Source organism: Brevibacterium mcbrellneri ATCC 49030 (genome assembly GCF_000178455.1).
Lineage (GTDB): Bacteria > Actinomycetota > Actinomycetes > Actinomycetales > Brevibacteriaceae > Brevibacterium > Brevibacterium mcbrellneri.
The window spans coordinates 1-24,224 of the sequence record NZ_ADNU01000021.1 but is presented as its reverse complement, the minus strand read 5'-3'; the positions used below and the strand labels follow the sequence as shown (position 1 = coordinate 24,224).

At 56.3% G+C, this 24,224-nt stretch carries 21 protein-coding genes; 10 read left to right on the top strand and 11 right to left on the bottom strand.

Annotated features, from left to right (window positions below; genetic code table 11):
• Positions 1 to 27 precede the first annotated feature (27 nt).
• Positions 28 to 978, bottom strand: a complete 951-nt coding sequence (locus HMPREF0183_RS03600) for a patatin-like phospholipase family protein (protein ID WP_005882864.1) — start codon at positions 976 to 978, stop codon at positions 28 to 30.
• Between the two features lie 31 nt (positions 979 to 1,009).
• On the opposite strand from HMPREF0183_RS03600, the gene HMPREF0183_RS03595 reads away from it, so the two are divergent.
• Positions 1,010 to 1,456 (top strand): OsmC family protein, encoded by a 447-nt coding sequence (locus HMPREF0183_RS03595; RefSeq protein WP_005882862.1) that lies wholly within the window; start codon positions 1,010 to 1,012, stop codon positions 1,454 to 1,456.
• A 1-nt stretch (position 1,457) separates the two neighbouring features.
• Here the strand turns inward: HMPREF0183_RS03595 and HMPREF0183_RS03590 are convergent, their stop codons facing one another.
• The 4 genes from HMPREF0183_RS03590 to HMPREF0183_RS03575 are packed head-to-tail and all read right to left on the bottom strand — an operon-like array spanning position 1,458 to position 4,904.
• The gene (locus tag HMPREF0183_RS03590; RefSeq protein WP_005882860.1) at positions 1,458 to 2,036 is read right to left on the bottom strand and encodes a 1-acyl-sn-glycerol-3-phosphate acyltransferase; all 579 of its coding nucleotides are present in this window, start codon (positions 2,034 to 2,036) and stop codon (positions 1,458 to 1,460) included.
• Between the two features lie 27 nt (positions 2,037 to 2,063).
• Positions 2,064 to 2,795, bottom strand: a complete 732-nt coding sequence (locus HMPREF0183_RS03585) for a GNAT family N-acetyltransferase (RefSeq protein WP_005882858.1) — start codon at positions 2,793 to 2,795, stop codon at positions 2,064 to 2,066.
• A gap of 42 nt (positions 2,796 to 2,837) precedes the next feature.
• The gene (locus HMPREF0183_RS03580) at positions 2,838 to 4,433 is read right to left on the bottom strand and encodes a helicase HerA-like domain-containing protein (protein WP_005882856.1); all 1,596 of its coding nucleotides are present in this window, start codon (positions 4,431 to 4,433) and stop codon (positions 2,838 to 2,840) included.
• A gap of 39 nt (positions 4,434 to 4,472) precedes the next feature.
• Entirely contained in the window at positions 4,473 to 4,904 is a 432-nt protein-coding gene (locus HMPREF0183_RS03575) for a hypothetical protein (protein WP_005882854.1), read from the bottom strand.
• Positions 4,905 to 5,247: 343 nt separating this feature from the next.
• Between HMPREF0183_RS03575 and HMPREF0183_RS03570 the strand changes: the two genes are divergently transcribed.
• Positions 5,248 to 6,261 (top strand): magnesium and cobalt transport protein CorA, encoded by a 1,014-nt coding sequence (locus HMPREF0183_RS03570; protein ID WP_245527099.1) that lies wholly within the window; start codon positions 5,248 to 5,250, stop codon positions 6,259 to 6,261.
• A 19-nt stretch (positions 6,262 to 6,280) separates the two neighbouring features.
• On the opposite strand, the gene HMPREF0183_RS03565 is transcribed toward HMPREF0183_RS03570, so the two are convergent.
• The gene (locus tag HMPREF0183_RS03565) at positions 6,281 to 6,940 is read right to left on the bottom strand and encodes a hypothetical protein (RefSeq protein WP_005882850.1); all 660 of its coding nucleotides are present in this window, start codon (positions 6,938 to 6,940) and stop codon (positions 6,281 to 6,283) included.
• An 833-nt stretch (positions 6,941 to 7,773) separates the two neighbouring features.
• A complete protein-coding gene (locus HMPREF0183_RS03560; RefSeq protein WP_005882848.1) occupies positions 7,774 to 9,159 on the bottom strand; it encodes an MFS transporter in 1,386 nt (461 codons plus the stop codon).
• Positions 9,160 to 9,274: 115 nt separating this feature from the next.
• Between HMPREF0183_RS03560 and HMPREF0183_RS03555 the strand changes: the two genes are divergently transcribed.
• From HMPREF0183_RS03555 to HMPREF0183_RS03545, 3 genes are all read left to right on the top strand, one after another.
• Positions 9,275 to 10,864, top strand: a complete 1,590-nt coding sequence (locus HMPREF0183_RS03555) for an amino acid ABC transporter substrate-binding protein/permease (protein ID WP_005882846.1) — start codon at positions 9,275 to 9,277, stop codon at positions 10,862 to 10,864.
• Positions 10,861 to 11,604, top strand: a complete 744-nt coding sequence (locus tag HMPREF0183_RS03550) for an amino acid ABC transporter ATP-binding protein (RefSeq protein ID WP_005882844.1) — start codon at positions 10,861 to 10,863, stop codon at positions 11,602 to 11,604. The genes HMPREF0183_RS03555 and HMPREF0183_RS03550 overlap by 4 nt, the downstream gene beginning before the upstream one ends.
• A gap of 177 nt (positions 11,605 to 11,781) precedes the next feature.
• Positions 11,782 to 13,317 carry an FMN-binding glutamate synthase family protein gene (locus HMPREF0183_RS03545; protein ID WP_005882839.1) on the top strand — a complete coding sequence of 512 codons (1,536 nt, stop codon included), beginning with the start codon at positions 11,782 to 11,784 and terminating at the stop codon, positions 13,315 to 13,317.
• A gap of 34 nt (positions 13,318 to 13,351) precedes the next feature.
• On the opposite strand, the gene HMPREF0183_RS03540 is transcribed toward HMPREF0183_RS03545, so the two are convergent.
• Positions 13,352 to 13,609 (bottom strand): metal-sensitive transcriptional regulator, encoded by a 258-nt coding sequence (locus HMPREF0183_RS03540; protein ID WP_005882837.1) that lies wholly within the window; start codon positions 13,607 to 13,609, stop codon positions 13,352 to 13,354.
• A gap of 302 nt (positions 13,610 to 13,911) precedes the next feature.
• Here HMPREF0183_RS03540 and HMPREF0183_RS03535 point away from each other — a divergent pair, with 302 nt between their 5' ends.
• Positions 13,912 to 15,300, top strand: coding sequence for an MBL fold metallo-hydrolase (locus tag HMPREF0183_RS03535; protein ID WP_005882835.1), 1,389 nt, complete (start codon positions 13,912 to 13,914; stop codon positions 15,298 to 15,300).
• A gap of 13 nt (positions 15,301 to 15,313) precedes the next feature.
• Here the strand turns inward: HMPREF0183_RS03535 and HMPREF0183_RS03530 are convergent, their stop codons facing one another.
• Positions 15,314 to 15,916: a DUF421 domain-containing protein gene (locus HMPREF0183_RS03530; RefSeq protein ID WP_005882834.1), complete on the bottom strand. Its 603-nt coding sequence runs from the start codon at positions 15,914 to 15,916 to the stop codon at positions 15,314 to 15,316.
• Between the two features lie 148 nt (positions 15,917 to 16,064).
• Here HMPREF0183_RS03530 and HMPREF0183_RS03525 point away from each other — a divergent pair, with 148 nt between their 5' ends.
• Complete coding sequence (locus HMPREF0183_RS03525; protein ID WP_211205311.1) at positions 16,065 to 17,264, top strand: M20 metallopeptidase family protein; 1,200 nt, start codon at positions 16,065 to 16,067, stop codon at positions 17,262 to 17,264.
• Complete coding sequence (locus HMPREF0183_RS03520) at positions 17,261 to 18,433, top strand: hypothetical protein (RefSeq protein ID WP_005882831.1); 1,173 nt, start codon at positions 17,261 to 17,263, stop codon at positions 18,431 to 18,433. Before HMPREF0183_RS03525 ends, HMPREF0183_RS03520 begins: the two co-directional genes overlap by 4 nt.
• Here HMPREF0183_RS03520 and lysX read toward each other — a convergent pair.
• The gene (lysX, locus tag HMPREF0183_RS03515) at positions 18,420 to 21,797 is read right to left on the bottom strand and encodes a bifunctional lysylphosphatidylglycerol synthetase/lysine--tRNA ligase LysX (RefSeq protein ID WP_005882830.1); all 3,378 of its coding nucleotides are present in this window, start codon (positions 21,795 to 21,797) and stop codon (positions 18,420 to 18,422) included. The two genes, HMPREF0183_RS03520 and lysX, sit on opposite strands and share 14 nt — an antisense overlap.
• Before the next feature lie 76 nt (positions 21,798 to 21,873).
• On the opposite strand from lysX, the gene HMPREF0183_RS03510 reads away from it, so the two are divergent.
• A complete protein-coding gene (locus HMPREF0183_RS03510; RefSeq protein WP_005882829.1) occupies positions 21,874 to 22,587 on the top strand; it encodes an alpha/beta fold hydrolase in 714 nt (237 codons plus the stop codon).
• Here HMPREF0183_RS03510 and HMPREF0183_RS03505 read toward each other — a convergent pair.
• Positions 22,571 to 23,419 carry a methyltransferase domain-containing protein gene (locus tag HMPREF0183_RS03505; protein ID WP_040347913.1) on the bottom strand — a complete coding sequence of 283 codons (849 nt, stop codon included), beginning with the start codon at positions 23,417 to 23,419 and terminating at the stop codon, positions 22,571 to 22,573. The two genes, HMPREF0183_RS03510 and HMPREF0183_RS03505, sit on opposite strands and share 17 nt — an antisense overlap.
• A gap of 52 nt (positions 23,420 to 23,471) precedes the next feature.
• Here HMPREF0183_RS03505 and HMPREF0183_RS03500 point away from each other — a divergent pair.
• A partial coding sequence (locus HMPREF0183_RS03500; RefSeq protein WP_005882827.1) for an alpha/beta fold hydrolase occupies positions 23,472 to 24,224 on the top strand: 753 nt, incomplete at its 3' end.

Genomic DNA, 24,224 nt, shown 5'->3' with positions numbered 1-24,224 from the left:
AGTGCGAAGCTACCGTTTTGTGTTCAGCTAGAGCTCAGCAGGCAAGCCCAGGAAGTCCAGCCATGCGGGTAGTTCTTGGCGCGACTGCGTCATCCCAGCTCGGTGTGCCGCCGCCAGTTTTGAAAGGCTCCGTTCTCCGTTTCCGATGGACATGCGTTCCGGCACAAACAGATAGGCCTTGCCTTGTTTTTCCAGCTCAAACAGTTCTTCCCGCGTTTCGTTGTAGCGTTTCCACCGGGTCAGAAGAGCTTCTGCAATGGCTGGGTGACGCCGGAAGTAACGGCGGTAGAACTCACTGAACCGTTGCGGGGTCTTCTTGTACGAACGTTCCTGTGTGAGCACTACAAAGAAACGCTCAAACCCGTCTGCACGCGCTTGGGACAGAGCGATTCCACCGTCTGGCCCCAACGCGCCATCCACGTAGATCCGCCCGTCAATGTGAGTGGGTGGCATGATGACGGGCATGGTTGAGGACGCACGTACTCGCACCATGAGGTCTCGCATGGTTGGGAAGTCGTCTTCAGTCCACACTTTGAGGTCACCCGATTCGGCATCGAAAGCGGGGATTCTGATGCGCGTACCTGAGTTGGAAAACGTGTCCCAATCAAAGGGGAGTGCTTGGTGCGGCAGGCTTGTGTTCTCATAAATGTACTCAGCGTTGAACAGACCCTTGCCTGCGAGCATGGTGCGCAGATTGCCAAACTGAGGGTCGGCGGCAAAGTCCACAAAACAGCGCCGGGCGCGAACAGGGTCCTGCGATACATAGTTAGCAGTGTTGGTGGCTCCCGCACTTACTCCTGCCACCCAATTGAAGTGGATGCCCTGTTTGATGAGAGTGACAACCACCGCTGACGTCAAAGCCGCCCGCATGCCTCCGCCTTCAAAAATGAGGGCAGTGTCGTCAACCACGTGATACGGGGTGTTTGCGCGCGCCGAGGTGGTAGTACTCGGAGAATTTGTGTCAGGCTCAGGGCTCATGCACCCATGTTAACGATCTAAAGTGGTGAACATGACGAACAGTGAAGCACCCAAACCTTTTGCAATCGAACTGACTCGGACTGCTGAAAACCGCTACGTCGCCACCAACGGAAAAGGCGGACACATTGAATTTGGGCGGGGCGAAGACCTCATGTCACCCGTTGAACTTCTGCTCGCCGCGATCGCTGGGTGTTCATCGATTGACGTGGACACAGTGACCTCACGTCGCACCGAACCTCAAGACTTCACGGTCACCGCGCGTTCGGAGAAAGTCACCGAGGACGGTGACGCCTCGCGTTTGGGCCCCATCAGTTTAAACTTCGACATCACTTTCCCGAATGACGAAGCAGGACAACGAGCGACCGCAATGATCGAACGGCTCGTGAAACTGTCGCACGACAAGTACTGCACCGTATCTCGCACCGTGGAACACGGGACCCCGGTCACATTTGATGTCGCTTCAGACAGCGACGCGTGACCTAGCCCTGAAACGAGTCCTCGTCCCTGAGCCGGGGCTCCACTTTGTGCTGAGGGTAGAAACCGGCTTTGTCTGAGTAGAACTCACGAATCCGGTCCATGTCCGCTTTCACATCGCCGGTGAGCACAACCGTGGGGCCAAGCCCAGTGGTCATGGTGGTCCGGTCCACATATCCCAGCACCAACGGCAGACCAGTCTCACGAGCAATCCGGTAAAAACCCGACTTCCAGTACGAATGCCCTTTGCGGGTCCCGTCGGGAGTAATCACCAGGCTCAGGTTGTCGCCACTGCGCAAGGTGTCAACGACCTCGGCGACCATCCCTGCAGGATTAGCCCGGTCCACGGGAATCCCACCCAACTTGCGCATCACCGGGCCCTTCCACCCGGTAAAAAGCTCTTGCTTGCCCATCCACCGCATGTGGATTCCCAAGCGCCACGCGATTCCCAACATGAGCACAAAGTCCCAGTTCGACGTGTGCGGAGCACCAATAAGGACCGTGGGCTGTTTAGGCGCGGGGGCCGCGCGGAGCTTCCAGCTGGAGAAAAACCAGAACACGCGGGCGACAAGGCGACGGATCATATTTTAAGTCTATGAGGGCTGGCCTAATCACACCCAGCGAGGTTCCTCGCGGCACTGCGCAAGGGACCGGATCTGCGTGCCATCAGCGTTGAAGTTTGCGGGGTCCAGCCACCGTTCAAACCCCGCGCGGATTGCGGGCCACTCCGCGTCCGTGATGGCAAACCAGGCAGTGTCTCGGCTGCGACCCTTGTACACAACAGCGTTGCGGAACGTGCCTTCGTAAGTGAAGCCTAAACGTGCGGCTGCCCTGCGTGACACACTGTGGAGGTCATCGCACTTCCATTCGTACCTGCGGTAACCCAGGCCGTCGAACACGTAGCGCATGAGCAGGAACTGAGCTTCGGTTGCTGCACGGGTGCGCTGAAGCAGTGGCGAAAACTGCACAGTTCCCACCTCCACCACACCGTTGCTCGGGTCCTGGCGCATGAGCGCCATAGTGCCTGCGGGCTTTGCAACTGGCTGTTCCGCAGACGATTTGAGGAGCACCACGTAGTGGCGCGGGTCAGTGCTGACCTGGGCTTTGCGTGCCCAGGTCAGGTAGTCCGCCGAGGTGGCAAACGGCCCGTCCTTCATGTACGTCCACGCGCTGTCGTCGGGTGCCAGCGCGTACGCGTCGAAGAGGCCAGAGGCGTGTTGGTCTGCCACCAGTGGGGCGAGCGTACACCACTGGCCTTCCAAAGTGACCGGTTGCGGTAGCGGTGCTGGAGTCCAGTGGGGGAGCGCCGGGCCGATCGGTTGGCCAAACTCATTCAGTGTCATCGGTTCTCTTCTGGTGAGGGGACTGGGAGGGCGTGTGCTATTTTATTTGCGCCGGCGCCTGCGTCCGGTCCCAAAGATTCCGCGCGCAATCTCACGGGCTGCCGTGCGCGTGAACGTGCGAACCTCTGAGGACGACAGTACGGTTTCGAGTAGCGACTTGTCTTGACGCTTCGGCGACTGGGACGTCTCACGCGTGTTCCGAGGTGCCGGAATCCGTTGAGGTTGATCGTCGCCGGCCTGGGCGTCAGAGCCAGCACCAGCCGCCTTGCCCTTCGCCTGAGCGTCGTCTTCAGCGCCTTCTTCCAAACGCTGCGTGAGGATTTCGCGGGCGGATTCGCGGTCCAAACGCTTGCCGTACGTGGCACTCAGGGGAGAATCCGCGACCATCTGAGCCATGACCTCGGGCGAGGTGGGCCCCATCTTTGACGTGGGAGCAAACACCTTGGTGGGCGCAACGGGCGTGGGGGAACCGTCAGGGTCCATAACCGTGACAATCGCTTCACCCGTACCTAGGCTGGTGAGCAACTCACCCAAGTCGAAATCCGTCACGGGGAACGTGGCGACCGTGTCCTTCATCGCCTTGGCTTCTTTGGGGGTGTGCGCGCGTAACTGGTGCTGCACGCGCGAGCCCAGTTGCGCCAAGATTTCTTCCGGCACATCGGTGGGGCGCTGGGTGACGAAGAAGATGCCCACGCCCTTGGAACGAATGAGGCGCACGGTTTGTGTCACTGACTCGATGAAGGCTTTCGACGCGCCTTCGAACAACAGGTGCGCTTCGTCGAAGAAGAACACCAGTTTAGGCTTGTCCGCATCGCCCACCTCGGGGAGCTGTTCGAACAGTTCGGCCAGGAGCCACATGAGGAACGTCGAGAACAGTGCGGGTCGGTTTTGCACCGCAGGCAGTTCCAGCATCGAAACGACACCGGCGGGGCCCTCTGTGCGTAGCAGGTCGGAAATGTCGAATTCTGGTTCGCCAAAGAAGGCTTCCGCGCCTTGCGCTTCGAGGTTGGCAATGGACCGCAGAATCACTCCCGCCGAGGCCGTTGACACCCCACCGATGCTCTTCAGTTCCGCTTTTCCTTCATCTGAAGTGAGGAACATGAGCACGGCTTTGAGGTCGCTTAAGTCCAGCAGGGCCAGGCCGTTGGAGTCGGCGTAGTGGAAGATCAGCCCGAGAACGGACTCCTGGGTTTCGTTGAGGCCCAGCACCTTGGCGAGGAGGAGCGGTCCAAAGGAGCTGACGGTTGCGCGCATCGGAATCCCGGTGCCTTCGCCTCCCAGCGCGTAGAAGGTGACCGCCGAGGCGGCAGGCTCCCAGTCCTGTCCGTTGGCCTTGGTGCGGGCTAAAAGTTTTTCTGACGCTTGGCCTTCTGATGCCATACCGGAGAGGTCGCCTTTGAGGTCGGCGGCGAACACAGGGACCCCAGCGCGCGTGATCGCTTCCGTGAGCACCTGCAGAGTAACGGTCTTTCCCGTCCCGGTCGCACCGGCGATCAGGCCGTGTCGGTTGAGCATGCTTAAAGGAATGCGGACGCGCGCGTCAGTGACTGGGGTGTCACCGTCGAGGGCGGATCCGAGTTCAATTGCTGGTTCAGAAAAGGAGTATCCGTCGCGAATAGCATCAAGCGCTGAAGTCATGTCTGTATTCAAGCACAGTAACGAGCACGCTGGTTGAGATTATTCGGCTGGATTAGCCGGATTCAGTCTTTCAATTGCCGACATTGGGGTGTCATAGGCAAGCACGTTGTACCCGTCGTCTTCTCCTGGCCACAGGAATGTGTGGTCGAAGCTGTCGGTGGCGAGGTCGTATCGGGCAACCCAGGTCTGCCAATCGCCACGCTCGGGATCGGCAGTGAGCTCGCGTAGCCGCGCGATCAGCGCTTTGTTGAACGCCGGGTTGGCCCCGGACACCGTGGTGATCCGAGTCTCTCCACCGATAAACCGCCACGCCTGGTGCGCCGAATGCCCCGGCTCGTAACCGGAGACCACCACAAAGCCGTCCCACGGTTTGCGCTGATTGAGTTTCCTGTCCACCCGCAGGCACCGACCGATTGCCTCCAGGATCGAATCGGCAGAGTCGTAGTCGACCTCGATATCGGGTGTAGTCATTGTGCTCCCTCGAGTTTCGTCAGACGGACGCAGAATTTCCGTATTGCGCACTTGGTTATGCGAAAGTCTATGGGAATGTATCGGCGACGTGCATGATGGCAGTTTGCTCAGCCCACATGACCAGCCAAGTTCGCCCCTACTCATGTAGCGCTGAAATACGCTGGCTCTTGGTATTCTCATTGAGCAACGTATCGCACGTGTTTCACGCGCACAATGCGTCTCATGGACTTGGGAGGAGGAAGCAATGCCTAGTCGTCGCTTAAGCAGAGGTTTCCGCGTTCCGCGAAGTAGAAAAGTCGTTGCAACGACCTCTACTGCTCCCGCCCGTACCAAATCTCCTGTGGTGACAGAAATTGACAAGGGTGTTCCGTGCCGTGTTGAAGGCGAAATGTCGCTCAAACAGGCCATGGATTTGACCAATTCATCGCCAGACAACATGGTGCTTCTGCTGTACCCGTCACCCACAAAAGAAGAGATTCGTGAGCTTGAAAACGAGTGGGACCTTCACCCTCTGCTCACCGATGACCTGCTCAATGCACACCAACGTCCAAAAGTAGAACGTTATGGTGACGTCATGTTCCTGGTCGCCCGGGCTGCTAGCTACATCGACGAACAAGAAGAAGTGAGGTTTTCGGAGTTTCACGTCCTGATGAAGGATGGCGTGGTTGTTGTCCTATGCCAAGACGGGCGGTGGATTGACGGGGAAGACGGCTTGCAGATGGACGTGTATAACGCGCTGGTTGCACGCAAACACGGCAAGACCGTTCTTGCGAATCAGGGGATGTTGTCATACGGGCCAGAAGCCATCATTTATCGCCTGCTCGCAGCCATCGTGGTGGGTTACGCGCCAGTGCTACGGGGAATCGCGATTGACCGCGAGCAGATCGAACGGCAGGTGTTTTCCGGTGACGCGGCGGTAGCTGAACGTATTTACCGTCTGAGCCAAGAGGTCATCGATATGCAACACACGATTGCGTCTCTGAATGAAGTGATTGACTCATTGCGCGACGGGTTCGAAAAGTATGAAATACCAGAAGACTTGCGCACATATCTCGATGACGTCGAAGATGATCTGCTTCATGCGCTTCGACAGACGGCCGATCTCCGTGATGCTCTTGCTCAGATTCTGAGCGTGAACGCGACGCTGGTGTCGCAACGCCAGAACGAGGATATGAAGAAGATTTCAGGTTGGGCTGCGATTCTTTTTGCTCCCACGCTGATTGGTGCGATTTATGGAATGAACTTTGACCACATGCCTGAGCTTCACTGGGCCCTTGGGTACCCCATGGCGATCGGGATGATGGTGGGAGTTGGCGTTCTTCTGTATTACTTCTTCCGAAAATCTGACTGGATGTAACGAGCCTGTAGGGGCGTGATCATCGCCTCGTGGTGGACGAATACTGCGCCTTGCAACGGTTTAAAAACTCTGCCAGGGTGCGGGCATCCCGTGTGTGTCTCCAGGTGATGTGGGCGGATCGTATGTTTCCGTTGAGGTAGTAGTACGCCAACTTACCTTTGATGTGTGGGCGTTCCGTTTGAAGTCTTTTAACCGTGTGAACGTCTGGTGCAATGATCGCTGTGTATGGTGGCCACGGCCATTTGTTCGGAAACTGTTGGGCATCGATGTATAGGATGCCGTCCCATGCGTAGAAAAGGGGCGGTATTTCTTCCGAGGTGCGGGCGAAGTCTGGTGGGTACAGGCCTTCGCGGGTGATGACCCAGTCCCGTGTTTCCAGTTTGTCTTGGGGGCGAGGCCTAAGACGCAGAACTACCGCTTTCACGGCTGCCACTGGAACCATGATTGCGAAGGTAGCGAAACACGCTAGAAGCAACCACATGAGGGGGTTTTTCCAGGTTCCTTCCACGTAGTTGAGCCATAAGTAGAAGACGGAACCCACCCACAAGGCCATGGCTCCACGGGGAATCACAACCCAGTTATGGATTTTCGCAACGGGACGGACGCGAAGCGTCACCTGTCCTGTTGTGTTGAACTCGTGTTCGAGCTCGTCGAGGTAGCGTTGCTTGATCCGGGTCATCGTGGGTTTCCTAGAGGTCTTGTGCGGACAGTGAGTAACGGTTTTTACACGTTTGCAGGAAGCTTGCCAGTGTGCGGGCATCTGGCGTGCGTACCCAGGTAATGTGGCTGTCCGGTCGGATCGTCCTGGAAAAGTGGACAAACCATGGGCTTCCGTTGAGCGGGACGTAAAGCCACTTACCTTTGATGTATGGGCGTTCTGTTTGAACTCTTTCAACCGTGTGAACGTCTGGTTCAATGATCGCTGTGTATGGTGGCCACAGCCATCTATCTGGAAAACGCTTAGTGTCGATGTCATGAATGCCGTCCCATGTGTAGAAAAGGGGCGGTATTTCTTCCGAGGTGCGGGCGGCATCCGGTGGGTAGACCCCCCACGTGTGATGACCCAGTCCAATGTTTCCAGTTTATCTTGGGGACGAGGCTCAAAAAGCAGAACTACCGCTCTCACGGCTGCCACTGGAAGCCCTATTGCGAAGGCCGCGCAACAAACTAAAAGCAACCACGTTCGAGGGTCTTTCCACGTGCCTTCCACGTAGTTTACCCATAAGGCAATGACCGAACCCGGCCACGCGACCAGGGCCCCAAGAGAATACACAACCCAGCGAAGGATTTTCGCAATGGGACGGACGCGAAGCGTCACTTGTCCCGTTGTGTTGAACTCGTGCTCGAGCTCGTCGAGGTAGCGTTGCTTGATCCGGGCCATATTCAGAGTCTAAATAGCTTAGGGCTCATGCAATTCGAGCGCATGACACAGAACTGAAACGTGCTGTGTAGCCTCAAACAAAACTGGGGCCCTTCCCGAAAACAGGAAGAGCCCCAGCTGAGTGGACCGAATCAGACTCCCATAGGGAAGTGTTTGTGGTCCGGGCCGTTCTTCCGTTCCGTCATCCCTTCAGGGTTGTCCAACCAGTTCAAGCCTCGATTACGCAACATGAACAGGTACACCATGAGCGACAGACCAATCGTGACGGTTGCATACACCACGAATAGGCCTGCGTGGTTCGCTTTTGCAGCCGACCAGATCACGGGCGCTGTTCCACCGAAAATCGAGTTAGCAAGTGCGTAGCCAAGGCCAACACCCAGCGCACGAACGTGAGTGGGGAACAGTTCGGCCTTAACAATCGCATTGATGGACGTGTATCCGGTGAGAATCACGAAACCAATCGCAAGGATCAGGAAAGCAAAAATCGGGTTGGTGACCCCAGGAAGTACCAAGAACATGACCCAAGTGAAAAGCACACCGCCAACACCGAAGAACACCAACAGTGTGCGTCGTCCCACACGGTCCGAAATCGCTCCACCAATGGGCTGCATGATCATGAGGAGGGTCAACGCAATGAGTGAAATAACCGAACCGGTGATGGCGTCTTCGCTAAACGAAGCCTTCACCACGTTTGGCCCGTTAACTGAGTAACCGTAGAACGCAAGCGTTCCACCCATGGTGACCAAGAAGCACACAAGCAGTTCGCGCCAGTACGCGGTAAGCAGTTCCTTCATGGACCCCGATTGCTTTGACCCACCGGAGCGCGCCGCGTCAATCGACTCCTGCGTCATCGACTCATCCATGGTGCGGCGCAACCACAGAACAACAAGAGCGCCCAAACCACCGATGAGGAAGGCGATACGCCAACCCATTCCTGAGATCCATTCCATGTCGGCAAAAAGCAGCATGGCCAAGAACACGGTCTGTGCAAGTACGTGACCACCTACCAAGGTCACGTACTGGAACGATGAAAGGAAACCACGGTGTTTAGCCACGGCGGCTTCGGACATGTACGTTGCAGAGGTTCCGTACTCACCACCGGTAGCAAAACCTTGGATCAAACGGCACAGGATCAGGATGACGGCAGCCCACACACCAATAGATTCACGGGTGGGTGTCAGCGCGATGACGAACGAACATCCAGCCATTACCAGAATTGAGAACGTCAGCGCTGCCTTGCGTCCGTGACGGTCAGCGAAGCGACCGAAGTACCAGGATCCAACGGGGCGCATCACGAAGGTGACAGCAAAAATCGCCCACACGTAAATGGTGGAGTTTGAGTCTTCTTCTGAAAAGAACTGGTGCTCAAAAGCTTTAGCAAAAACTGAATAGACATATACGTCGTACCACTCAACGAGGTTACCTGCGGACCCCTTGAGGGTGTTCGCGACTGAGCGTCCGAGCGATTGTGGCGCTCGCGTGCTCGTCGCGGAAATCGAGTGTGATTCTTCAGACATGGTTCGAGGGTACTGCCTATATGCACTATTTCTTCAACTCGCGCACAAGCTTGCGAAGCTTGCCATTCCGTAACCCAACCCAGCCCAACCCGTACTGAGCAGGAAGACTCCAACCATGGGGGTAGTGAAAGTGACTTTCAGCACACTCGCTATAGTGGAGACTCTGAGACATCTTTTAAGAAACGCAAATGGAGAAGGATTTACATTGCACGTCCAAATCCAACGACGCTTTACGATGGCTCTCGCATGGGTCGTCACGGCGCTTCTCGTTGGGGTGCTGACCGTCGCAGGGTTCACCCCAGCACACGCTCAAACTGACACATCAAAAACAGTAGCCCAAACAAGTGGTGCTCAAGGTAAGAAGTACACCATTGCGACTGACACCACGTTCGCCCCATTTGAGTTTCGCGATCCCGCTACCGGCAAACTTACGGGAATCGACATGGACCTCCTTAAGGCCATTGCTGAGGACCAAGGGTTCGAAGTCGAAATTCAATCGGTTGGTTTCCAAGCAGCTGTGACCGCAGTCGATGCTGGCCAAGCCGACGGTGTGATTGCCGGAATGGGAATCACCGACGAACGTAAACAGAAGTTCGACTTTTCTGAGCCTTACTTCGACTCCGGTATCCAAATGGCCATTTCGGAAAATAACGACGAGATCAAGGGGTATGAAGACCTTGAAGGTAAAACAGTCGTTGCGAAAACTGGGACAGAAGGTGAAGCAGTAGCCAAGGAGCTTGCAGAAGAACATAACTTCAGAATCAAAGGGCTCGACCAGTCAGCCACCATGTACGAGTCCGTTAAGAACGGAACCGCCGTTGCCGTTTTCGACGACTACCCAGTCCTCGCCTACGGTGTGGAACAGGGCAACGGCCTAAAGATCGTCACCGATAAAGTACCTGGATCCCAGTACGGGTTCGCGGTGAAAAAAGACCACAACACAGAACTCCTTGAGGCCTTCAACGCAGGACTTAAGAACCTCAAAGACTCGGGCGAATACGACAAAGTTGTCGACTCCTACCTAGGTGGTGCCAGCAAAGAAGACTCAAAACCGGGCAACATCTTTTCGCTTGCACAACAGACATGGCCTGCGCTCGCAAAGGGTCTGTGGAACACACTGGCGATTACCGTTGTGTCCTTTGCAATTGCGATGGTGCTGGGACTGGTATTCGGATTCATGAAGGTGTCTCAGAACCGCGTGCTTGCCGGCATTGCGTCAGTATTTGTCGCTATTTTCCGTGGAACTCCGCTTCTGGTGTGGGCATTCTTCTTCTACTTTGGTCTTCCACAGTTGATGGGCACGAAGGGTGATGTGTTCATTGCCGGTGTCGCTACCTTGGCACTGAACGCTGGCGCATACCTCACCGAGATTGTGCGTGGAGGTATCCAAGCCGTGGATGTAGGACAGATGGAAGCCGCCCGATCGCTGGGTCTGCCATGGGGTAAGTCGATGCAGAAGGTCGTGGTTCCTCAGGCTGTGAAAATCGCTACCCCGTCCATCATCAACCAGCTGGTCATTACGCTGAAGGACTCCTCGCTCCTTCTGACCATCGGATTTGCTGAACTTCTCTACCAAGCACAACAGGTGTACGCCTCAAACTTCCGCACCACGGAAATGCTCATCATCGTGGGTGTGATCTACTTCGTCATCATCACGGTGCTCACCTGGATTGCCAACATTGTCGACAGGAGGCTCAACAAGTGAGTAAGGAAACGTCACCTGCGATCAAGGTCAGCGAGCTACGTAAGTCGTTTGGCGACAACGAAGTGATTAAGGGAATCGACTTCGAAGTTGCTCACGGTGAAGTGATTTCGCTTATCGGTCCGTCTGGGTCGGGTAAATCCACAATTCTGCGCATGCTGAATCGTTTGGAAGACCCCACGGCAGGGCATGTCGTCATAGACGGAACCGACATTACCGACCCAGCAACCAACCTCAATACCGTGCGTCAACACATTGGTATGGTGTTTCAGCACTTCAACCTGTTTCCCAACATGACCGTGATTGAGAACATCATGTTGGCACCGGTGGAGTTGAAGAAAAAGAGCTCCAAAGACGCGCGGGATTACGCGATGCGACTCCTGGAGCGTGTTGGCCTTGAAGACAAAGCCGACGAACGCCCCCACAAACTTTCGGGTGGACAAAAACAGCGCGTCGCGATCGCTCGCGCCCTTGCGATGGAACCTCAGATCATGCTCTTCGACGAGGCCACTTCGGCACTTGACCCGGAAATGGTCGGCGAGGTACTCCAAGTGATCCGAGACCTCGCAAAAGAGGGCATGACCATGATCCTGGTGACTCACGAAATGAGCTTCGCTCGCGAAGTCTGCGACCGGGTGTTCTTCCTGGCCGACGGTGAGCTCGTCGAGTCTGGCCCACCCGAGGAGGTCTTTGACAAGCCGGAACACCAACGCACGCAAGATTTCTTGGCCAAAGTCCTCTAACCAAAGCTGGTGTGACAACCCCGAGGTGGAACGACCTCGGGGTTGTTTCTTCCCTCAAGGACACAAGAAGACAGTTTCAAATTGAACCATTTACTTCCCGCACGCGTGTGGTGAATGCATACGAAACGGAGCAGGACTATCTTTAAAAATGAGTAGTGCACACACGGAAGGTCACTCATGGGTTCCCGATCAAAAATCATCAGCCTGGCTGCCGCCGTCACGGCAACGGCCACAGCCGGCCTCGCAGTGCGAGACCTCCTGCAGAAGAAACACTCCCTTTTGCGCAACTACCCGGTGGCGGGTCACGCTCGGTACATGCTGGAAGATATCCGACCACAAATCCAGCAATACTTTATTGAACGCAACTGGGACGGACGTCCTTTTGACCGTGATACGCGAAGCCTGATTTACGCGCGTGCAAAGGGCCAAGACGACGACGATGCGTTCGGCACCGAACTCGACGTGACGCGCGTTGGCGCGGAATACCTGGTTCACTCGATGGCTCCGGTGGCCATGCCAGAAAATCCACCGCGTGTGCACATTGGTGGTGACGAATGCTCGCAACCGTATGACATGTCGCTCATGAATATTTCGGCAATGAGCTTTGGTTCCTTGTCTGACAACGCAGTACGCGCCCTCAACAAGGGTGCTGAACTCGGTGGCTTCCTTCACGACACAGGTGAAGGTGCGATTTCGCCATACCACCAAGAAGCAAACGGTGATCTGATGTGGGAGCTCGGAACCGGGTACTTTGGTGCGCGCGACGAGAACGGCAACTTTGATCCGCAACGCTTCCGCGATCGCTCTGCAGATGAACAAGTCAAATGTGTGTCACTTAAGCTGTCGCAGGGAGCAAAGCCGGGATTGGGCGGGATGCTCCCTGGCGCCAAGGTGACACCAGAGATCGCAGAAATCCGCGGAATCCCCGTGGGGCAGGACTGTATTTCCCCTGCGTACCACCGCGTGTTCTCAACACCAGTTGAGCTGATTGAGTTCACCGCGCGTATGCGGGAACTGTCCGGTGGCAAGCCTGCAGGTTTCAAGCTCTGCGTGACATCACGCACGCAAGTGCTGGCGGTATGTAAGGCCATGCTAGAAGTTGGGACCACACCTGATTTCATCATCATCGATGGTTCAGAAGGCGGAACCGGCGCAGCTCCTCTGGAGTTCGAAGACCACATGGGGATGCCACTGACTGAAGGCTTAGCAACTTTCCACAACGCTCTAGTTGGGACGGGGCTGCGCGATCGCATCAAACTTGGCGCCGCTGGAAAGGTCGCTGCTGGTAACGACATTGTGAAACGGCTGATCCAAGGAGCGGACTTCACGATGTCGGCACGCGCCATGATGATGGCTATTGGATGCATCCAGGCCCAAGTGTGTAACACCGGCAAATGCCCAGTGGGTGTGGCCACACAGAACCCGCTGCGTGCGCGTGCACTTGATGTCGAAGATAAGTCGATGCGCGTCTTCCGCTACCACCAGGCAACAGTGAACCAAGCAGTGCGGCTCATGGCGGCCATGGGTGTGGAGAACCCCAGCGAGCTCGACTACTCAATGCTGCGCAAGCGAGTATCTCACAAGCAAACGTGTGGTTTTGACCAACTATTCGACCACCTCGGCGACGGTGAGCTTTTGAGCCAAGCTCCGGAAGCGTGGGAAGCGGCATGGAACGCCGCCAGCCCCCATTCATTCCTGCCTGCACGTAAGTAGCAAGCACGGTTAGTGTCGTTGGGCTGAGGGGCACTCAGCTCAACGACATGAACAGCTTTTCAAGGTCTTTCCGAACTTCGGGCTCATTGCCTTGGGCCATACATTCATCCAAGCCGGTCGCAATGATTGCAAAGCCAGCCCGGTCCACCGCTTTTGACGCGGCAGCCAGCTGTGTCACGGCAGAGCGACAATCGGCTCCTTCTTCGAGCAAGCGGATAACTCCTGCGATCTGCCCTTGCGCTCGCTTTAAGCGGTTGATGACGGGTTTCATGCTCTCAGGTTCGAGGTCCATGTGGTCCTTTCGTGACGGATCTACTGTCGAAACTATATACCCCCAGGGGTAATGTTGCATGCCCCGTGGGGTATGTGGTGCGGTGGTGTGCAAACACATCGATTAGAGTGGAGAACGAGCCATGTGCCGACCTGTAAATTGCAAAAAATGTGGAAAAACGACGTGGGTTGGATGCGGTCAGCACATCGATTCCGTGAAGGCTACCGTCTCACCGCAACTGTGGTGCACGTGCTCACGTGAAGAATCCTCTAAATCCCCAAGCTTTTTCTCTCGACTGTTTGGTCAAGCTGGAAGGTAACACCATGCTTCTGGAACGTTTTTACGACGAAGATCTCTCACAAGCAAGCTATTTCATCGGGTGCCAGGCCACTGGTGAAGCGCTCGTTATTGACCCGCGTCGTGATATTCACGTGTACACCGAACTGGCCCAGCGCAACGGAATGAAGATTGTGGCCGCCACGGAAACACACATCCACGCGGACTACCTTTCCGGAACTCGTGAGCTTCAGAACGCAGGTGCAACGGCATATGTATCTAAAGAAGGCGGAGCCGATTGGACGTACGGGTTTGACGCAGAGTTGCTGGGCCATGGTGACACCATTCGCATTGGTAACCTCACGCTCGACGCTCGCCACACACCGGGACACACGCCAGAACACTTGATGTTCCTACTTACAGACGGCGCGTTTTCCGACGAACCTGGTTACGCGTTTACAGGGGACTTTGTTTTTGCTGGTGACCTTGGGCGGCCGGATCTCTTAGATGAGGCCGCCGGCGGTAAGGACACTCGCTTTGGTGGTGCTCAGGACCAGTTCGACAGTTTGGCACGTGAATTCGTGACCTTGCCGGACTATCTGCAGGTGTTCCCAGCACATGGGGCAGGGAGCCCGTGCGGTAAGGCCCTGGGCGCCGTCCCGTCATCCACTGTGGGTTATGAAAAACGCAATGCGTGGTGGGCTCCGTTCGTTGCCAGTGGTGACCGTGACGGGTTTGTGAACCAACTGCTAGACGGCCAGCCTGATGCCCACGCGTATTTCGCCCGCATGAAAACGGAGAACCGTGACGGCCCGGCTGTGATTGGTGAGGTCAAGGATCTGGTGGAATACAGCGCAAAAGAGTTGGCGCCGTTGGTTGAAAGCGCCGAGGTCGTTGTTGTGGATCCGAGGCACAACAGTGACGTACATGAGGGCACAGTTGCTGGTTCGCTCAATATTCCTGGGCCGGATAAGGCGGCGAGTTTTGGTGCGTGGGCGTACGATCCGCAGAAGGATTCGACGCCACTGGTGATCTTGGCGAGTGACCGCGACGAAGCGGGCGAAATTCGTGATCACTTAGTGAGGGTGGGGATCGATACCGTGACCGGATATGTGACAGACATGGTTGGTCTTCCGGTATATGTGCCTGCTGTTATCCCGTTCCATGAAGTGACGGATACGGACTATCTACTTGATGTCCGTGGCCGTGGCGAGTTCGACGCAGGGCACATTCCGGGTGCTCACAACATCAATGGTGGGCGTGTTCTGTGGCGTACCCAAGATTTGCCTCAGGATGCGCGCATTGTGTCTTATTGTCAGTCTGGCGTGCGCAACTCCGTTGCAGCGTCTGCACTTCGCAGGGCTGGATTTGATGTTGCAGAGCTTGAAGGCAGTTACGGAAAGTGGGCTAAAGACCAGGCTGCTGAGAACGCCTAGACCTCACGTATCGCTATTGTGGCGTTGAGCCTGAAGGGCCGGGATCTTGCATTAAGAGTTCCCGGCCTTCAATATTTTCCAGCAGACATGGGTCAATAGGTGTTCCTTCTTTGATCACTGAAAGCCGGCCATTGGCTTCGAGTATTACGCACTGAACAAGACCAGGGGACGCGATGCCAGCTTCGCGAATCGCGACGTACAGATTGGCTTCAGTGATGTGGGCGCGTTGCATAGCGTGAGGGATCATTTGGCCGTGTGCCATGAGGAGCCTTGGGGGAGCGCTCACAGTCCGTCTGAACCCTACTGTGTGTTGGAGTGCGCCAAAGATTGCTTCCATGACCATGAGCGTGGCCAGGCCGATGATTCCAACCATCACTGTGGGAGGGTGTCCCAGGATGACGCGTCCGGCGACTGCCCCAAACATGATGATGACAACTGCGTCAAAGGAACTCATGGTGCCAAGGATGCGGATGCCAAAGATTCTAATGAGAACCAGAAAAGCTACGTAGATGGTGACTGCCGAAATGATGACGAACGGAATGCGCCATAGGTCGATTCCGAGTAGTTCACCAGCAGCAGCCTCCCATCCCTGCGGAGGAGTGAAACGTTCGACCATATAAGCAACAGTACTCCCGGTGATTAGAGCGTCACGAAACAGGAGAGCAGGTCGCCTGAGTTTCACATAGCAAAACTGGTGCACCGGGCATATTCGGGACTGCTAATTTGTGGGACACGTTACAGAACCGATCGAAAAGAGGGGTGCGATGACGATCGACTTTGTTGCAGAGGCAAAAGAAATAGCTCCAGACCTGATTGCGCTACGTAGAGAGATTCACGCAGACCCTGAGCTGGGGAATGATCTTCCACGTACCCAGAAACGTGTGCTCGACGCATTGGAGGGCCTGCCTGTAGAAATCACGCTGGGTAAGGAACTGTCCTCAATTACGGCAGTTTTGCGTGGCGGCAAGCCTGGTCCAACAGTGTTGTTGCGCGGTGACATGGACGCGCTTCCCGTAGTTGAAGAAACCGGCCTGCCTTATGCTGCCACGAACGGCACCATGCACGCGTGCGGCCACGACCTCCACACAGCAGGCTTGGTGGGCGCCGTTCGATTGCTCAGCGCTCATCAGGACGAACTTCCAGGAACTGTTGTCTTTATGTTCCAACCCGGGGAAGAAGGGCCCGGTGGGGCAAAGCCAATGCTCGAAGAAGGCCTCTTGACCGCTGCCGGATCACCAGTCGACGCGGCGTTTGCCCTTCACGTTCTCCCCGGCGAACAGGGTGTATTCGAATGCCGACCAGGAACCGCGATGGCTGGATCGAATTACCTGCGTGTGACATTCCACGGCGAAGGTGGCCACGGTTCAAGGCCGGACGCAGCCACCGACCCGGTACCACCGCTCGTGGAGTTCTGTCAGGCCGTTCAGGTCATGATCACAAGGCGTTTCAGTGTTTTTGACCCAGTCGTTCTCTCCATCACAACTCTGAAGGGCGGTGAGGCTCTTAACGTGATCCCACCGGCTGCCTCAATGGGAGGAACGGTCAGAACACTGTCACATGAAACAACCGAGAAGTTCCCGCAGTACGCCAAACAGTTGGCTGAAAGCATCGCCCAAGCGCACAACTGCACAGTCGACTTTGACTGGGAGACCTTTTATGCCGTTACGGTCAATGCACGCGAAGAAGCTGATCTAGTACGTTCAACGTTGACCGAGGTGTTCGGTGAGGAACGCTTCAACGCGCCGGAAAAGCCTGTCATGGGATCAGAAGACTTTTCGTTCGTTTTGCAAGAAGTCCCGGGCGCGTACCTGATACTTCAGGCGAGCCCGCCCCATGTAGACCCAGCGACGGCAGCCTACAACCACTCGCCACGTGTCCTCTTCGACGATGCTGTTTTGACGGACCAAGCTGCAGCACTTGCTCACATCGCGTGGGAGTATAACCAGCGAGGTGACAACTCATGACAGCTATTTTCGCCGCGACGATTATTCTCGCCTTCATCGCTTTGGGCGAGCTGATCTCCCTGTGGTCAAAGGCCCGGATCCCAGCTCTTCTCATTGCTATGTTGGGAACGTTTATTGCTGTTCAGCTCAACATCATTCCCAAAACCATCATTGACGATTCGTACCTTCCGCAGATCTATGCGATTCTCGTGGCGCCTTTGCTGTTCCACATGGGTTCGCTGATCCCGTTGAAAACCATGCTCGCTCAGTGGCGTAGCGTGGTGATATCAGTTGCCGGAATGATCGTCGCCGTAGGTGTGATTGCCGCCGTGGTTGGCCCCATCTTTGGTTTCCAATACGTTGTGGCTGGAGCCGGTCCCCTGGCGGGTGGGATCGTGTCAACGGGTCTGACCACAGATGGGTTGAAAGCTGCCAACGTGGACTCCGCGATTGTGGTGCTTCCAGCCCTTGTGCTGATGCTTCAGTCCCTTCCGTCAATGCCCCTGACGAACCTGTTGTTGCGCAAGTTCGCGATTAACCTCCGCGATTCGGGTGACCTGGAAGAACTGGCTCGCAACTACAAGAAAGCCCAAAAGGAAAACGGTGGTGACAAGAAACTTGTCAACCTTCCGCAAATGCTGGTCGACAACGAACTGTTCATTCTGTTCCTCATTTTGGTGGGTGGTTCACTTGCGACGCTTCTGGCTATACCTACCCACATTCCGTCGTCGATCATTGCCCTCGTTCTGGGTGTTGCTTCGACCGCGATTGGTTTGACTCCAGAACGTTCAATGGAGAAATCCAACTCGTTTGGAGTCGCAATGGCCAGTGTTGTCGCAATCGTGATGGCGCCCCTGGTTGCCGCCTCCTTGTCAGATGTTTTGGCCGCTCTGCTGCCAGTAGCTGTCATCCTTGCAGTGGGTGCCGTGGGCATCATGATTGGTGGTGCGATCGCCACCAAGCTCCTCAAGTGGAAGACGAGCCTAGGAATGTCGGTGGCGCTTACAGCTATGTACGGTTTCCCCGCCGACTACCTCCTCACGAACGAAGTCGTGCGTTCAGTAGGTCGCACTGACGAAGAACGCGATGCTCTGAGGGAAGCGATGTTGCCAGCCATGCTCGTTGGTGGCTTCACCTCGGTGAGCGCGGGCTCAGTGGTGATCGCTTCAATCTTGGTCAGCTTCCTGTAGGTTTCAAAAATGGGAAAGTCAGGGTTTGGCGGATCGTGGTGGCCGTGAGCATCATGACCACCCGGTCCACCCCCAGGCCAAGACCACCCATGGGTGGGGCGCCCATTTCAAGGGCGGTGAGGAAAGCTTCGTCGACCTCCATGGCTTCTGGGTCACCCGCTGCAGCCGCCAGTGACTGCTCAGTCAAACGTTCACGCTGAATCATGGGGTCGATGAGTTCCGAATACGCGGTGCCCACTTCCATCCCAAAAGCCACCAGGTCCCACTGTTCGGATACGCGACTGTCGTTCCTGCCTGGGCGGGCCAGCGGCGACTTCTCTGCTGGGAAGTCGTAGTAGAACGTGGGCTCAACGGTCTGTTTTTCGACCAGTTCGTCATACAGCTCCATGAGCATGTAAGCCTGGGAAGCGTCCGTAGGAACCTCAATGCCGGCACGCGCGCACTCTGCGCGGTACACCTCGGGCGCGGTATCCAACGTGAGTTCCCGACCCACGGCGTGTGACACTGCTTCGTGGATCGTCATGGACCGCCACGAACCCGGCAGATACAGCTCTTGCACCTTGCCAGACGCATCACGGTACTTGGCAACCGGTTCGCTGTTGACCGCCCGGGCCGCGTTCTCAATAAGAGCGATCGTGAGACGCTCCATATCGTGGTACGTCAGCCCGGAAGCGTACGCTTCAAGCGAGGTGAACTCCGGGTTGTGGGTGGCATCCACCCCTTCGTTGCGGAAGTTTCGGCCGATCTCAAAAATCCTGTCCATGCCACCCACCATGAGGCGTTTGAGGTACAGCTCGGGTGCAATTCGCAGGGACAGGTCCATGTCATAAGCGTTGATGTGAGTAGTAAATGGCCTTGCTGCCGCACCCCCGTGCACCGTGTGCAACATGGGCGTCTCGACTTCCATGTATGACTGGGCGTGCAAAGTGTCGCGCAAGGACCGGATTGCAGAAGACCGTGCCACCAAAATGTCACGCGCGCTCACATCGGTGAGCAGGTCAAGTGACCGGTTGGTGCGGCGCTCTTCTTCTCCCACCGGGTGCCCCAACGCAGGCGTGGGTCTAATGGCTTTGGCAAGGAGTGTGAACTGTTCAACGAACACTGACAACTCACCGTGATCGGTGGTTCCCACGTGACCGGTGACGCTCACGAAATCGCCCACGTCGAACAGGCTCACGTGCCAGTCGCTCACTTTTGAACGGTCCCACACGGTCTGTACGAACGCGCCATCTTGTTCAATATCCATGAAAACCAAGCGCCCAAAGCGCCTGCGTGACCGAACACGGCCGCGGACGGTCACCTCGGCGGCGGTGAGGGTGCCCGGCGCTGGAACTGGGCGGTTCTGCATGTTTAGTTCCCACACCGAGGTGGTAGAGGTCGGCCCTTCAACCGGATAGGTTTCGATGCCCGCAGATTCCAGCGCGAGTTTGTGGTCGATCCGGTGGCGCTGCTGCGATGACCAGGTGTACTGGGGCGAAGGCGGGCGGATGAACTCGTAGTCGAGTTCTTTTACGCGGGTGAGAAAATCGTCCGAGGTGATCGTCGGTTGGGCACCGAAGAGCGGAGTGGGGGTGGTTTGGGTGATGCTGGCCCACATCCAGGCGAGGACTGCGCGCAGGCTGGGTGGAGGAATGAAGCCTTCGGCGACACTCATCGAATAGAGCGCGTGGAACACCATCATGGTGTCGTCGAACGCGACCCACCTGGGCGACCACTGCGGTTGGTACTTTTGATTGGCCCGGTAAAGCGATTCGATTTGAAAGGATCGCGACGCGACCTTCAGGAGCTTGTCACTTGCCCGGGTCAGAGGACCGGCACGCAGTTCATCGGTAGCGACAAACACGTCACGGAAAACGGCAAAGTTCAGCGAGATGTGCTTAATGCCCATGTCTCGGCCCTGCAGGGCAGCTTGTGCCACAAGAAAGTCCGTGACTCCAGGGACGGCTGTGGGGGAGTGAACCATGACGTCGAGGGAGAGCCCATTGCGACCCCACGGGACGAAACTTAAGAAACCAATCGGATAGCCGGAACTGTCGCATGCCCACGCGATGACAGAATTCGAGTCGGCGGGATCGCCCATACGGCCCAGGGCCATCGAGAACCCGCGTTCGACCTCGTGATTACGCCACGCGTCGCGACAGTTTTCTAACTGAGTGACGAGATCAGCAGGAAGGTCTCGCACGCGCGCCACCTTCGCAGTGATGCCCTCACGGTTCATGCGCCTGATGGTTTTGCGAATATCGGCCAAGGCTGGGCTAGAAATGTTGAAGTCGGCTGTGTTGACGACAGCTTCGTCGCCGATCGCAACAATTGACAACCCGCTGGCCCTGTACAGGCGTGCTGACTCTTGTGAACACGCCAAAACTACGGGACGAGCACCTACAGAACGACAGTGAGAGTGCCATGACTCGATTGCGTGTGGCCAGGATGCCGGATCCCCCACAGGGTCACCGCTTGCAACAAAAACGTTCCCTACGGCGCCGTACAGTACGGCGGCTTTGCGGTCTTGAGAAAACACCGCACTCTTATCGCGTCGAGTCGCAAAGTATGACAGTGAGTCCAGGTCTCCGAAGTCAAGAACCATGCGACGAATCGCGAGTTCTTCATCGGGTGTGATGGGTGCCGGTTTGGCCCTGATACGGAACATCACAATGAGTGCCCAGATCAGTGCTAATGCTGAAATAGCACCACTGATGTAGAACACGATGAACGTAGTGGGGTGTTGCCCGTCCGTGATCGAACTGAGCCCAGAGGTGGATCCAAGGGCCGCAGAAAGCGCAAATGTTAGACGTTCGCCCCAGTCGCTGGAGCCTACTGGGGTCAAAGCCGAAGTGAGCAGGGCGACCAGAAAAGACACCGCCAAGCCAGAAAGCAAAATACCTAGCGCTTTGAGGAAGTTCGTGGTGCGAATCCGTCCGGGAAACGCCGGTCGCATGATGATTATGAGGATCAACGACACAGCGTTCAGCACAAGACCCACAATCCTGAAAGGGAGGCTGAAGAACAGTGCGTCGAGCGGGCTCGTCACTGAAACGTGTAGCTCACTGCTTGGTCCCAGTGATATGACTGCGCTGGTGTTGAGCACCGATGCGAGAACGCTCAACACCGCGACCACCAGCATGGCGGTGTGAGCGATGCGTAGTCGGCGGGCCGCTGTTGTCGCTACGGCGATAAGAAACACCACAGCGACCAAGGACGGTTCAGCCGGAACCGTGAACAGTGAGAAGAAAATGTATCCCGCGTCCGCGACGTTGCTTAAACGAATCGGGATGGTCAAGGTAGTCCACATAGCGGCCAAAACATAGAGCCAGATGAACACCCTGGCCAGGGCCTCTGTTTTGCGTAGAGACGTGCGCTGAGTCATATTGCAACTTTACTGAAAACGGCACACTGCTGGATAGCAAAACGGCAATAGATGTGGTGAGGATTACAATAGATCCGTGAAATGGGTAATTGTTCCCGGGCTGAGCCTTTTACCGGAAGACTACAGCGGTTTAAGTGAGCTTCTTCCTGGTCCCGTAGAAGTGATCGACGCGTGGGAGCACGATCCAACGGGCGACATCGAGGACCTGAGGAAAGCTGTTGATATCAGCGAGCCGTTTGCTCTCATTGGTCATTCTGTTGGCGGTGTTACTGCCCTGGAGTGGGCGTTGAAATACCCTAAGGACATCATTCGGTTGGTTCTTCTTGATCCTTCGGCGCCACTGACATTTGTGGGTGGTTGGTTGACGCGTGGCACTGTTTTTGAACGCTTTTCAGCCCCGGTAGTGGACAAGGTGGCGCGGGCTCTCACGCCGTGGGGTGCGCAGATTCGCAAACATCTTTTCACCCGTGCTTCCGGTCTGGCAGACCATTTGCCACGTACGCACGCCACGCACCGATTTGTGAGTCGCCCCGGCCTCCAAACAGTTGTGGACCAGTGGTTTTCGAGCTGGGAACAGGAATACCGGTTAAGTTCACTGCTCATGTCCAATCATGTGCTCGACCGCAGGCTGCACCCCACTATCGTGTGTTCCTCTGGCAGTGCCCGCGCGGTATCAGTAGCAAAACAGCGCCGGCTCGCCCGCCTGATCGGAGCTGAACTTCACATCGCAGAAGGTGCGGACCACATGTTCCCAGTCACCGAACCTCAAAGGGTCATCGCCGCTCTGTAGGTTTGCGCCACACGGAGATTTTCACGGCTACCGTCGCCGAGGTGGGTAACTGGGAATCCGTCACCGTGTCGGTTGATAAGTGCCGGGCTGACGGTGTCATAAAAATGAGATCACGGGCCAGTTCCGGGGTGAGTTGGCAGTCATAAGAAATAACAGATTCCCGTACGGGTTCGAACATGTGCAGTGCCCGGTTCAACCGTTCGTCCTTGCGCGGATCAATGCCCACCATGTCCGTGCTTGCGCGAAGTTCCTTCAAATGTTGTGGCTCGGGTGTCACCACCACTGTGTGACCGCCGGGGGCTAGCACGCGGTGAAACTCCGGACCGTTTCGGGGTGAGAACACGTCCAGAACAACATCAATTGTGCCGTCTAGAAGCGGAAAATCCCGGAACACGTCCCATGTGAACGCAGTGATATCCGGATGAGCGCGGGCTGCTAACCGCACGGCGCGGGTGGCAGTGTCGAACCCCAGCCCAAGCGTAGGTGCCCCCAAGGTTTCCAACAGACCGCCGAGGTAGTACCCGGTCCCACAACCAACGTCTAGAAGGTGCGTGTGCGGCAGAGCTGCAACGACCTCGGCGAGGGAATTCTTTAACGGCGCGTACGCGCCGGAGGTGAGGAACCGGTCCCGCGCCAACACCATGTCAGTACTGTCCCCACTTGTGGGAGCGGGGCCCGAAAGCAGACTAAGGTAGCCCTGACGCGCTATGTTAAACGAGTGCCTGCGACTGCACACTATCTGCGAATCGTGTACCTGTAGACGCTGATCGGGTTCACCTCGGCGGGCGCACACAGGGCAGCGCAACAGGTCATAAGCAGGATGTGCAGTCACGGTGTCATTCTACGAGGAGCGTTGCGAAGCCAAGGACGCATGGAGGGGAAGAATGGGCAATCTGCACGTCACACGTATGGGGGAGCAAGGTCCAACTCTGGTGTTTCTGCACGGACTCATGGGGCGCGGGAAAAACTTCACCGGTGTAGCCAAAGAGCTCAGCAAGGACTTCCGGATGGTCCTCATTGACCTGCCGAATCACGGTGAGTCGTATTGGACAGAGACCTTTAGCTACACGGATATGGCGCAGGCAGTTGCGGACGAGATTAAGGGTGACGCGCCGGTTTATCTGTTGGGGCACTCGATGGGCGGTAAAGTCGCGATGACGCTTGCGCTCACAGAACCTGAACTCGTTGACAAGCTCATTATTGAGGATATTTCTCCACAGGCCGGTGGCGACATGGGGGAGTTTGTTCACCTGTTGGGCACACTGAAAAAGCTTGATCTGGACAGTTTGACTTCGCGTGCAGAAGCTCATGAGCGCATCGCTGAGGACATTCCTGATGAGTCTGTGCGTGGCTTTTTGTTGCAGAACCTTCGTCGGAGTGGTGACGGATTTGAGTGGCAACCAAACCTCAACCTCCTGTTTGACAGTCTTAAAGACATTGGAAGTTTCCCCTCAATTGACGCGACCTATGATCGCAAAGTGCTGTGGGTGGTGGGGGAGAACTCCGCTTACGGTGACCCTAAGTTTCTTCCCCTTGTGCGTGAGTACTTCCCACGAGCTGTACGACTCGTGATCCGGGATGCAGGGCACTGGGTCCATTCGGAACAACCGCAGGTGTTTGTCGATGCAGTGCGCGCG